Source organism: Streptomyces sp. PSU-S4-23 (genome assembly GCF_055632315.1).
On sequence record NZ_JBVMUU010000002.1, the window covers coordinates 1536782 to 1548186 of the forward strand.

12 protein-coding genes are annotated in these 11405 nt (G+C 72.9%); all 12 read right to left on the reverse strand.

All coding sequences use genetic code 11. The features are described from left to right. Positions 1-4: 4 nt before the first annotated feature. Complete coding sequence (der, locus tag ACZ79I_RS07800) at positions 5-1483, reverse strand: ribosome biogenesis GTPase Der (RefSeq protein ID WP_471495438.1); 1479 nt, start codon at positions 1481-1483, stop codon at positions 5-7. Between the two features lie 73 nt (positions 1484-1556). Continuing rightward, positions 1557-2204 (reverse strand): lysophospholipid acyltransferase family protein, encoded by a 648-nt coding sequence (locus ACZ79I_RS07805; protein ID WP_471495440.1) that lies wholly within the window; start codon positions 2202-2204, stop codon positions 1557-1559. Beyond that, complete coding sequence (cmk, locus tag ACZ79I_RS07810) at positions 2201-2893, reverse strand: (d)CMP kinase (RefSeq protein ID WP_471495442.1); 693 nt, start codon at positions 2891-2893, stop codon at positions 2201-2203. Before cmk ends, ACZ79I_RS07805 begins: the two co-directional genes overlap by 4 nt. Before the next feature lie 174 nt (positions 2894-3067). After that, positions 3068-4162 carry a prephenate dehydrogenase gene (locus ACZ79I_RS07815; protein WP_471495444.1) on the reverse strand — a complete coding sequence of 365 codons (1095 nt, stop codon included), beginning with the start codon at positions 4160-4162 and terminating at the stop codon, positions 3068-3070. Next, complete coding sequence (gene aroH, locus ACZ79I_RS07820) at positions 4159-4521, reverse strand: chorismate mutase (RefSeq protein ID WP_471495446.1); 363 nt, start codon at positions 4519-4521, stop codon at positions 4159-4161. The genes ACZ79I_RS07815 and aroH overlap by 4 nt, the downstream gene beginning before the upstream one ends. Before the next feature lie 96 nt (positions 4522-4617). Further along, a complete protein-coding gene (locus ACZ79I_RS07825) occupies positions 4618-5640 on the reverse strand; it encodes an ADP-ribosylglycohydrolase family protein (RefSeq protein ID WP_471495448.1) in 1023 nt (340 codons plus the stop codon). After that, positions 5637-6368 carry an NUDIX hydrolase gene (locus tag ACZ79I_RS07830; protein ID WP_471495450.1) on the reverse strand — a complete coding sequence of 244 codons (732 nt, stop codon included), beginning with the start codon at positions 6366-6368 and terminating at the stop codon, positions 5637-5639. Before ACZ79I_RS07830 ends, ACZ79I_RS07825 begins: the two co-directional genes overlap by 4 nt. Positions 6369-6493: 125 nt before the next feature. Continuing rightward, a complete protein-coding gene (locus ACZ79I_RS07835) occupies positions 6494-7561 on the reverse strand; it encodes a pseudouridine synthase (RefSeq protein WP_471495452.1) in 1068 nt (355 codons plus the stop codon). Then, positions 7561-8232 carry an SMC-Scp complex subunit ScpB gene (gene scpB / locus ACZ79I_RS07840; protein ID WP_471495454.1) on the reverse strand — a complete coding sequence of 224 codons (672 nt, stop codon included), beginning with the start codon at positions 8230-8232 and terminating at the stop codon, positions 7561-7563. The genes ACZ79I_RS07835 and scpB overlap by 1 nt, the downstream gene beginning before the upstream one ends. Beyond that, complete coding sequence (locus ACZ79I_RS07845) at positions 8229-9212, reverse strand: segregation and condensation protein A (RefSeq protein WP_471504811.1); 984 nt, start codon at positions 9210-9212, stop codon at positions 8229-8231. Before ACZ79I_RS07845 ends, scpB begins: the two co-directional genes overlap by 4 nt. Positions 9213-9616: 404 nt before the next feature. Then, positions 9617-10192: a hypothetical protein gene (locus ACZ79I_RS07850; RefSeq protein WP_381077007.1), complete on the reverse strand. Its 576-nt coding sequence runs from the start codon at positions 10190-10192 to the stop codon at positions 9617-9619. Further along, positions 10177-11310 carry a ParA family protein gene (locus ACZ79I_RS07855; RefSeq protein ID WP_471495456.1) on the reverse strand — a complete coding sequence of 378 codons (1134 nt, stop codon included), beginning with the start codon at positions 11308-11310 and terminating at the stop codon, positions 10177-10179. Before ACZ79I_RS07855 ends, ACZ79I_RS07850 begins: the two co-directional genes overlap by 16 nt. Positions 11311-11405 lie beyond the last annotated feature (95 nt).

An 11405-nucleotide genomic window follows, 5' to 3' on the forward strand; every position in this document is an offset into this window, starting at 1 on the left:
GCGCCTACTTCTTCTTGCCGCGCTTCTCGCGCACGCGGACGGAGATATGGATCGGGGATCCCTCGAAGCCGAACTCCTCGCGCAGCCGCCGCTCGATGAACCGGCGGTAGCCCGCCTCGATGAAGCCGGAGGCGAAGAGCACGAACCGCGGCGGCTTGGTGCCCGCCTGGGTGCCGAACAGGATGCGCGGCTGCTTGCCTCCGCGGACGGGGTGCGGGTGCGCGGCGACCAGCTCACCGAGGAAGGCGTTGAGGCGGCCCGTGGGGACACGGGTCTCCCAGCCCTCCAGGGCGGTCTCGATCGCGGGGACCAGCTTCTCCATGTGCCGTCCGGTGCGCGCCGAGACGTTCACCCGCGGCGCCCACCGCACCTGGGCGAGCTCGGTCTCGATCTCTCGCTCCAGGTAGTAGCGGCGTTCCTCGTCGAGGGTGTCCCACTTGTTGTAGGCGATGACGAGCGCGCGCCCCGCCTCCACGGCCATGGTGACGATGCGCTGGTCCTGGACCGAGATGGTCTCGGAGCCGTCGATCAGCACGACGGCGACCTCGGCCTTCTCGACGGCGGCGGCCGTGCGCAGTGAGGCGTAGTAGTCGGCGCCCTGCTGGAGGTGGACCCGCTTGCGGATGCCCGCGGTGTCGACGAACTTCCAGGTCTTCCCGCCGAGTTCGATCAGCTCGTCGACCGGGTCGCGGGTGGTGCCGGCGAGTTCGTCCACGACGACGCGCTCCTCGCCCGCGACCTTGTTCAGCAGCGAGGACTTGCCGACGTTCGGGCGGCCGATCAGCGCGACACGGCGGGGGCCGCCGACCGAGGTGCCGAAGGTCTGGGCGGGCGCCTCCGGCAGGGCCTCCAGGACGGCGTCCAGCATGTCGCCGGTGCCGCGGCCGTGGAGCGCCGAGACCGGGTGGGGCTCGCCGAGGCCCAGGCTCCACAGGTACGCCGCGTCGGCCTCGCCGCTCGGGCCGTCGACCTTGTTGGCGCACAGCACCACGGGTTTGCCCGCCTTGCGCAGCAGCCGTACGACCGCCTCGTCCGTGTCGGTCGCGCCGACCTTGGCGTCGACCACGAAGACCACCGCGTCGGCCGCCTCGATCGCGTACTCGGCCTGCGCCGCCACCGAGGCGTCGATGCCGAGGACGTCCTGCTCCCAGCCGCCGGTGTCGACGACCTTGAAGCGGCGGCCCGCCCACTCCGCCTCATAGGTGACCCGGTCACGGGTCACCCCCGGCTTGTCCTCGACGACCGCCTCACGGCGGCCGATGATGCGGTTCACCAAGGTCGACTTGCCGACATTGGGGCGGCCGACGACGGCGAGCACGGGCAGCGGGCCGTGTCCGGCCGCCCCGATGGCGCCCTCGACGTCCTCCAGGTCGAAGCCCTCTTCCGCGGCGAGCTGCATGAACTCCGCGTACTCGGCGTCGCCGAGTGCCCCGTGCTCGTCCTCGTGCGCGGCCGAGCCGTCGGGCCTGCTGTCGTCGTTCATGAAGTCCGTACCTCGTTCATCGTGGTGATCGGTGGAGCACCGCGGCCACGGTGATCCACTACTGAAGTGTCGCTCAGCGCCCGGTGAGGCGCCTGGCGTTTTCCAGGTGCGCGGTGAGCTGCTTCTGGATGCGCTCCGTGGCCTCGTCGAGCGCCGTGCGCGTGCGCCGCCCCGTGCCGTCGCCCGCCTCGAACGGGTCGCCGAAGACGACGTCGATCCGGCTGCGCAGCGGCGGCAGCCCTTTTATCAACCGCCCGCGCCGCCCGGAACTTCCCAGCACCGCGACGGGCACGATCGGCGCCCCCGAGCGGACCGCGAAGTACGCGAGTCCGGCGCGCAGCGAGGCGAAGTCGCCCTCGCCGCGGGTGCCCTCGGGGAAGATCCCGAGGACTCCCCCGTTCTCCAGCACGCCCAGCGCCCGGGTCACCGCCGTGCGGTCGGTGCTGTGGCGGTCGACCTCCAGCTGGCCGATGCCGCGCAGGAAGGGGTCGAGCGGGCCGACGAACGCCTCCTTCTTGATCAGGAAGTGCGTCGGCCGGGGTGCCACGCCCATGACCATGGGACCGTCGATGTTGTGGGAGTGGTTGACCGCGAGGATCGCCGGGCCACTCGCCGGAACCCGCCACGCGCCCAGGACGCGCGGCCTCCACAGCCCGTACATCAGGCCGACACCGATCCGCCGGCCGACGTCGGCGCCGCGTGGCGAAGGAACCTCGGTCACTTTCCGGCCCGCTTCTCCTCGACGAGGGTGACGACACACTCGATGACCTGCTGCAGCGTGAGGTCGGTGGTGTCCACCTCGACGGCGTCGCCGGCCTTCGCGAGCGGGGACGCCTTGCGGGTGGAGTCGGCCGTGTCCCGCTTGATCAGGGACTCGCGGGTGGTGTGCAGGTCCGCGCCCTTCAGCTCGCCGTGGCGGCGGGCGGCGCGCGCCTCCGGGGACGCGGTGAGGAAGACCTTCAGGTCGGCGTCCGGCAGCACGGTCGTGCCGATGTCTCGGCCCTCGACGACGATGCCGTGCTCCGCGGCCGCGGCGATGGAACGCTGCAACTCGGTGATCCGGGCCCGCACCTCGGGGACCGCGCTGACCGCGCTGACCTTGGAGGTGACCTCCCGGCCGCGGATCGGGGCGGAGACGTCCACGCCGTCCACGGTGATGGTGGGCGCGGACGGGTCGGTGCCGGAGACGATCTCCGGCTTGCCCACCACCGCCGCGACCTCCGAGGGGTCGGTCGTGTCGATGCCGTTGTTCACCATCCACCAGGTGATCGCCCGGTACTGGGCGCCGGTGTCCAGGTAGCTCAGCCCGAGCTGCGCCGCCACGGCCTTCGAGGTGCTCGACTTGCCCGTGCCGGAGGGGCCGTCGATGGCGACGATCACTGGCGGGGCGGTCCGGGCGCCGTTTTCCACGGGGGGACACCTTCCTGGTGCGGGGTGGCGGATGGGCGGGACGCGAGGGCGCCCCGCACAAGGTTACTGGCTCTGCGGAGCCGGTATGACGGGCCTGCGGCCGGGCTCCCGCCGTACGGGCCCTCCCGCCGTACGGGCACCCCGCCGCCCCGCCCGCCTGCCGGATCCCCCGCCCTACTGGCGGATCGCCCAGCCGCGCTTCCGCAGCGCCGCGCTCAGCGTCGGGGCCGCCTTCTGCTCCACCATGAGCTGCACGAGACCCGCCTGCTGCCCCGTCGCGTGCTCGATGCGGACGTCCTCGATGTTGACTCCCGCCATGCCCGCGTCCGCGAAGATGCGGGCCAGCTGCCCGGGCTGGTCGTCGATGAGGACGGCCACCGTCTCATACGCCCGCGGGGCGCTGCCGTGCTTGCCGGGCACCCGCACCTGGCCGGCGTTGCCGCGGCGCAGCACGTCCTCGATGCCCCCGGCGCCCTCGCGCCGCTTGGCCTCGTCGGAGGACTGGAGGGCGCGCAGGGCCCGCACCGTCTCGTCGAGGTCGGCGGCCACCTCGGACAGGAGGTCGGCGACCGGCCCGGGGTTCGCGGACAGGATGTCGATCCACATCCCCGGGTCGGAGGCCGCGATGCGGGTGACGTCCCGGATGCCCTGGCCGCACAGCCGTACCGCCGCCTCCTCGGCGTGCTCCAGGCGCGCGGCAACCATGCTGGACAGCAGGTGGGGCATGTGGGAGACGAGGGCGACCGCCCGGTCGTGGGCGTCGGCGTCCATGACGACCGGCACGGCACGGCAGTGCGAGACCAGTTCCAGGGCGAGGTTCAGCACCTCGGTGTCGGTGTCCCGGGTCGGGGTCAGCACCCAGGGGCGGCCCTCGAAGAGGTCGCCGGTGGCGGCCAGCGGACCGGACTTCTCACGGCCCGCCATGGGGTGCGTGCCGATGTACCTCGACAGGACGGCCGGGTCCAGGCCGAGTGCCTCCAGTTCGCGGCGCGGGCCGCCCTTGACGCTGGCGACGTCGAGGTAGCCGCGTCCGAGGCCGCGCCGCATGGCGTCGGCCAGCGCGGCGGCCACGTGCGCGGGCGGGGCCGCGACGATCACGAGGTCGACGGGCCCCGCCGGCACCTCGTCGGTGCCGGCGCCGAGCGCCGCCGCCGTGCGGGCCTGCTCGGGGTCGTGGTCGGCGAGGTGCACGGTCACCCCGCGCGCGGCGAGCGCCAGGGCCGCCGACGTGCCGATCAGTCCCGTGCCGATGACGAGTGCGGTCCTCACTGGGCGATGTCCTTGCGGAGTGCGGCCGCGGCGCCGAGGTAGACGTGCGCGATGTCGGCGCGCGGCCGGTCGGACTCGATGTGGGCGAGGACGCGGACGACCCGGGGCATCGCGCCCTCGACGTCCAGCTCCTGCGCACAGATCAGCGGCACGTCGACGATGCCGATCTTGCGGGCGGCGGCCGCCGGGAAGTCGCTGTGCAGATCGGGCGTGGCGGTGAACCAGATGCTGATCAGTTCGTCGGCCGTCAGGCCGTTGCGCTCCAGGAGGGCGGTGAGCAGGGCTCCGACCCGCTCGTCCATGTGCCCGGCCTCGTCCCGTTCCAGTTGGACGGCGCCCCGGACCGCTCGTACCGCCACGGTGATGCTCCTCGCCTGTGTGCCGAAACGTCTGCCCCCAGCGTAGTCAGGCCGGAACGCCCCGGTGTGCACCGCCCGCCTGGCGAGACGTCTCGCTCAGGCGTCCCAGAGCGCCCCCAGGGCGTACAGCTCGCCCCCGTACTCGATCCGGTCGGTCCACTCCCGCGGCCATGCCTCGGCGCCGAGGCTGGCGCCCGCGAAGGCGCCCGTCAGGCAGGCGATCGAGTCGGAGTCGCCCGAGGTGCAGGCGGCCCGGCGCAGGGCGGTGAGGGGCTCGTCGGGGAAGAGCAGGAAGCACAGCAGACCGGTCGCGAGGGCCTCCTCGGCGATCCAGCCCTCGCCGGTGGCCAGGCAGGGGTCGGTCTCGGGCGAGACGGTCCGGACGGCCGCCCGGAGGTGTTCGAGGACCTCCAGGCACTCGTCCCAGCCGCGGGCGATGAAGTGCTCGGGCGAGGGGTCCTGGGCGTGGGTCCACAGATCTCCGAGCCACCGCTCGTGGTAGCGGGTGCGGTTGTCGTACGCGTAGGAGCGCAGCAGGCCCACCAGGCCGGTCGGCTCGGCGCCCTGCGCGAGCAGGCGTATCGCGTGGGCGGTCAGGTCGGACGCGGCGAGCGCGGTGGGGTGGCCGTGGGTGAGGGCGGCCTGCAACTGGGCGGCGCCCGCCCGCTGTTCGTCGCTCAGGCCGGGTACGAGGCCGACGGGCGCCACACGCATGTTGGCCCCGCAGCCCTTGGAGCCGGTCTGGCTGGCCAGCTGCCAGGGGCGGCTCTCGTCCTTCAGCAGGTTGCAGGCCACCAGGCAGGTCCGGCCGGGTGCCCGGTTGTTGTCCGGGGACCGGTACCAGTCGACGAACTCCTCGCGGACCGGCCGCTGCATCCGCGCCGGCGTCAGGGCCCCGCGGTCCATGGCCGTGCGCAGCCCGCGCCCGAGCGCCAGCGTCATCTGGGTGTCGTCGGTGACGATCGCCGGCCGCGGCAGCTCCATCTCCCGCCAGGGCCCGCACTTGGCGAGGATCGACGGCACATCGTTGAACTCGGTCGGGAAGCCGAGCGCGTCGCCGAGCGCGAGCCCGAGCAGGGAGCCGGTGGCGGCGCGCTTGGCGAGGGCGGTGGTGGTCATGAGGGCCGTCCTTCCGTGGTGGGGCGGAGCAGGGGCGGGTGCAGGGCGGTGGCGCCGCCGGCGCGGTAGAGGGCGGCGGGTTTGCCGCGGCCCCCGGTCAGCCGGGCGGCGCCCGGGACCGGTTCGACGAATCCCGGGGTGGCGAGGACCTTGCGCCGGAAGTTGGGCCGGTCCAGCGCGGTGCCCCAGACGGTCTCGTAGACCTGCTGGAGCTCGCCCAGGGTGAACTCGGGCGGGCAGAACGCGGTGGCGAGGCAGGTGTACTCCAGCTTGGCGCCGACGCGGTCGTGGGCGTCGGCGAGGATCCGGTCGTGGTCGAAGGCGAGCGGCCCGGCAGTGGCGTGGGGCAGCCAGCGGGCCTGCGCCGCGTCGCCGCCGCCGTGCGGCTCGGGAGGGTCGGGCAGCAGCGCGGCGAAGGCGACGGAGACGACCCGCATACGGGGGTCGCGGTCGGGGTCGCTGTAGGTGCGCAGCTGCTCCAGATGGAGCCCGGAGACGTCCGCGAGGCCGGTCTCCTCGGCGAGTTCGCGCCGGGCCGCGCCCTCCGCGGACTCGCGGGGCAGCAGGAAACCGCCGGGGAGCGCCCAGCGGCCCGCGTACGGCTCCTGGCCGCGTTCGACGAGCAGCACGTGCAGTGCGCCCGCGCGGATCGTGAGGACGGCGAGGTCGACGGTGACGGCGAAGGGCTCGTAGGCGTACTTGTCGTAGTCCTGGCCGGCGCCCTGCATACCCACCCACCCCCTTTAATGGTCGCATTGACTATAAACATCGGGGGTGGTCCCGCACAAGAAGACGGCCGGCCCCCGCCACCGCGGGAACCGGCCGCTGCGAAACGGTCCTTGGGGAAAAGGCCCTAGAGATCGACTTCCTTCATCAGCATGCCGACCTCCGTGTTGGACAGGCGGCGCAGCCAGCCCGACTTCTGGTTGCCGAGGGTGATGGGCCCGAACGCGGTGCGCACCAGCTTGTCGACGGGGAAGCCGGCCTCGGCGAGCATGCGGCGCACGATGTGCTTGCGGCCCTCGTGGAGGGTCACTTCCACGAGGTAGTTCTTACCGGTCTGCTCCACCACCCGGAAGTGGTCCGCGCGCGCGTACCCGTCCTCCAGCCGGACGCCCTCCTTCAGACGCTTGCCCAGGTCGCGCGGGATCGGGCCGACGATGTGCGCCAGGTAGGTCTTCTTGACGTTGTACTTCGGGTGCGTCAGCCGGTGCGCCAGCTCGCCGTGGTTGGTGAGCAGGATGACGCCCTCGGTCTCGGTGTCGAGCCGGCCGACGTGGAAGAGCCGGGTCTCGCGGTTGGTGACGTAGTCGCCGAGGCACTGGCGTCCGTCCGGGTCCTCCATGGTGGAGACGACACCGGCCGGCTTGTTGAGCGCGAAGAACTGGTACGACTGGGTGGCCACGGTCAGCCCGTCGACCCTGACCTCGTCCTTCTCCGGGTCGATGCGCTTGCCCTGCTCGGTGACGATCTCGCCGTTGACCTCGACCCTCGCCTGCTCGATCAGCTCCTCGCAGGCGCGCCGCGAGCCGTACCCCGCCCGCGCGAGCACCTTCTGCAGCCGCTCGCCCTCCTGCTCGGCGCCCGGGAAGGTCTTGGGCAGGCTGATCTCCTTCCTGCCCGCGTACCGCTCGCGGTTGCGTTCCTCCGTCCGCGCCTCGTACTCGCGGGAGCGGGCCGGAGCCGTGCGGCCGCGGCCGCGCTCCTGGGACTGCTTCGGGCCGCCCTTGGCACCGCCGCGCGCGGCGCCGCCGCGCCCTGACTTCGGGCCGTCCTGCGGAGCACCCGGCCCCACGTCGTAGCGGCGCTCCTCGGGACGGGGCTTGCGGGGGCGGCCCTGGCCCTGCTGCTGGTCCCTGTTGTTGCCGGCACCGCGGTAGTTGCCCCGCCCGCCGTTCCTGCTGCTGCCGCTGCTTCGCATCAAAGTTCCGTCGTCGTGTTCGTGGTGTGATCGCCGTCTGCGTCCGGAGCATCGGGAGCGTCCGGGTCGAACGACAAAGCACCCTCCTGGGTCTCGGCCTCGATCGCCTCCGCCTCCGGGAGGAAGGGCGCGAGCTCCGGAAGCTCGTCCAGGCCGCGCAGGCCCATCCGCTCCAGGAAGTAGTTCGTCGTCCTGTACAGGATCGCACTTGTTTCGGGTTCCGTGCCCGCCTCCTCGACCAGACCGCGCTGGAGGAGGGTGCGCATGACACCGTCGCAGTTGACCCCGCGGACCGCCGAGACCCGGCTGCGGCTGACCGGCTGGCGGTAGGCGACCACCGCCAGGGTCTCCAGCGCGGCCTGGGTGAGCCGGGCCTGCTGCCCGTCGAGCACGAAGCGCTCCACGGCGGCGGCGTAGGCGGCGCGGGTGTAGAAACGCCAGCCGCCGGCGACGAACCGCAGCTCGAACCCGCGCCCCTGCACGGTGTACTCGTCGGCGAGCTCGCGCAGCGCGTCGGCGATCTGCCGCCGGGGCCGCTGAAGGATCTTCGCCAGGTGCTCCTCGGTGGCGGGCTCGTCCACGACCATGAGGACGGCCTCCAGGGCGGGCTTGAGGTCGAGCCCGGCCACGGTGTCCAGGCCGGCCGCAATCCCGGCGGTCTCCTCGCTCACGCCTTCTCCTCCGTCTTGGTGCCGTTCCTGCCGGGCTCCTCGGGCGGCCGGTCGAACTCGTCCGTGACCACCGGCGTCTGGTCCCCGTCCCCACCGGTCCAGCGCACGACCAGCTCACCCAGCGCGGCCTCCTGCTCCAGCGCCACCGCCTTCTCCCGGTACAGCTCCAGCAGCGCGAGGAAGCGCGCGACGACCGTGAGGGTGTCGTCGGTGTCCTCCACGAGCACACGGAAGCTGGCCTCGCCGAGTTCCCGCAGCCGCGCCACCACGATCCCGGCCTGTTCCCGCACCGACACCAGCGGGGCGTGGATGTGGTCGACGTACACCTGCGGCTTGGGCCTGGGCTGCATCGCCTTGACCGCGAGGCGGGCGAAGCCCTCGGGGCCGATGCTGATGACGACCTCGGGCAGCAGTTCGGCGTGGTGGGGTTCCAGGCCGACGGTACGGGGGTGGCGCCGGGCCTCGTCCTCGGTGCGCCGGCTGAAGATCTCGGCGATCTGCTTGTAGGCGCGGTACTGGAGGAGCCGCGCGAACAGCAGGTCCCGGGCCTCCAGCAGCGCGAGGTCGGCCTCGTCCTCGACCTCGGCGGCGGGCAGCAGCCGGGCCGCCTTGAGGTCGAGCAGTGTCGCCGCGACGACGAGGAACTCGGTGGTCTGGTCGAGGTCCCAGTCCGGGCCCATGGCACGGATGTGCGCCATGAACTCGTCGGTCACCTTGGACAGCGCCACCTCGGTGACGTCCAGCTTGTGCTTGGAGATCAGCTGGAGGAGGAGGTCGAAGGGCCCCTCGAAGTTGGCGAGCCGGACCCTGAAGACACCCTCGCCGGCTTCCGGCTCGCCCGGGGCCGCGGCGGGAGTGCCGACGGCGGAACCCGCGTCCGCCACCGGCACGGACGCCGAGGCCATGCCCTCCGCCCCGGCTTCCGTCGCGACCACGGCAACGGCGCCCTGGCCGGCCCCGGCCTCCGCCCCACCGGGCACAGCCCGCGGCTCACCGCCCGGCTCGGCGCCGACCGCCCCGCCGGGGGGCGGAGCGTCGGTGTCCTCGCGTGGCGTGCCCGGCTCGTGGCGCGGCTCGGTGCGGGTTTCGGCGCCGCCGGTCAACAGTTCGGTGCGGGTTTCGGCGCCGCCGGTCGACGGCTCGGTGGAGGTGGTCCACTCACCGCGCCCAGCCTCGGTACGGGTCCGCGCCGGCGTGGACGGTGCGGCTGCCGTGGGTGGCCGGGGCGTGGGCCGGGGGTCGTCGTCGGGCCTCGGCCCGGCCGGAGGCGTGGTCGGCGTCGGCGCGGCCCCGGGCCCACGCCCCAGCGTGCGCCGGCGGCCGGCGGAGCCGGTGGCGGGAGCGGAGCCGTCGTACGAGGTCATGGCCGTCGCAGGCTACCTGCTCAACGCCCCCGAAGCCGACGCACGAGGATGCTCGCGTCCCCGCGGGACTCCAGATCCGCCAGGACCACGGCGACCGCCTCGCGCACGATCCGCCCGCGGTCGACCGCGAGCCCGTGCTCGCCCCGGAGCACGAGACGCGCGTGCTCCAGGTCCATGAGCTCCTCCGCGGACACATAGACGGTGATCTTCTCGTCGTGCCGCTCCCGCCCGCTGGGACGCCGCCCGGCCGCGCGCCCCCGCTTGCGCGGCTGGGCCCCGGAGGACCCGCCAGAACCTTCCTGCGGCGCCTGGCGCCGCGCGGGACGCTCGGCGGTGGCCGCCCGCGTGCGGGACTCCCCGGTCTCCGACTCCGCGGGGTCCGCCGCGACGTGCTCGTCGCCCTCCCCGTCGCCGCCCTGCACGGGCACCGACGGGGGTGCGTCCTCCGCCGCGGCCGTCGGATCGCTCTCGCCCGCGGGGGCCGGCACCCGGGCCTCGCCGTTGGCCTGGCGCCTCGGGGTGGACGCCTGGAGCGCCATTCCCCCGGTGGTACGGAACAGTTCGTCGGCCCCCGGCAGACTCACTCGGCGTGACACCGGGCGAGCACCTCCCTGGCGAGCTGGCGGTAGGCGGCGGCACCGACGGAGTTGGAGGCGTAGGTGGTGATGGGCTCACCGGCGACGGTGGTCTCCGGGAAGCGCACGGTCCGGCCGATCACCGTGTGGTAGACGTGGTCGTCGAACGCCTCGACGACCCGCGCGAGGACCTCACGGCTGTGCACCGTCCGGGAGTCGTACATCGTGGCGAGGATGCCGTCGAGCTCCAGCTCCGGGTTGAGCCGCTCCTGCACCTTCTCGATGGTCTCGGTGAGCAGTGCGACACCGCGCAGCGCGAAGAACTCGCACTCCAGCGGCACGATCACCTTGTGCGCCGCCGTGAGGGCGTTCACGGTGAGCAGGCCGAGCGAGGGCTGGCAGTCGATGACGATGTAGTCGTAGTCCGGCATCAGCGGCTTGAGCGCCCGCTGGAGCGTCGACTCGCGCGCGACCTCCGACACCAGCTGGACCTCGGCCGCCGACAGGTCGATGTTGCTCGGCAGCAGGTCCATGTTGGGGACCGCGGTCTTCAGCAGGACCTCGTCCGCGGACATGCCCCGCTCCATGAGCAGGTTGTAGACGGTGAGGTCGAGCTCCATGGGGTTGACGCCGAGGCCCACGGACAGCGCGCCCTGCGGGTCGAAGTCGACGAGCAGCACCCGGCGCCCGTACTCCGCGAGCGCGGCGCCCAGGTTGATGGTCGACGTGGTCTTGCCGACGCCGCCCTTCTGGTTGCACATCGCGATGATCTTCGCGGGGCCGTGGTCGGTCAGCGGGCCCGGGATCGGGAAGTACGGCAGCGGACGGCCGGTGGGGCCGATGCGTTCGCGGCGCTGGCGGGCCGCGTCGGGCGCGAGCGTGGCCGCGTACTCGGGATCCGGCTCGTACTCGGCGTCCGGGTCGTAGAAGTGCCCGTCGGGCAGTTCGTCGTAGTCGGCGAAGTGGTTGTGGACCTCGCCACTTCCGTTGCCGGCCATGGCGTTCACGTGTTGGCCATCCAAGCTCTGGTGTGCTGTCTGAGCCAGGTGGGGGCGCCGGCTCTGGTGGGCAGCGAAGGTACGGACAGCGACGGAGCCGACAGCCTCGAGCCCCGTGGGACCCGCGCCCCGCGTAGGCATTCCTGGTTGACCACCCCCGGGAGTAAATGTCGACTCATTCACAAGTCGTCTTACCTCCTTGGTGACCAGGTAACTTCTAGATAGGTCAGCGTGGC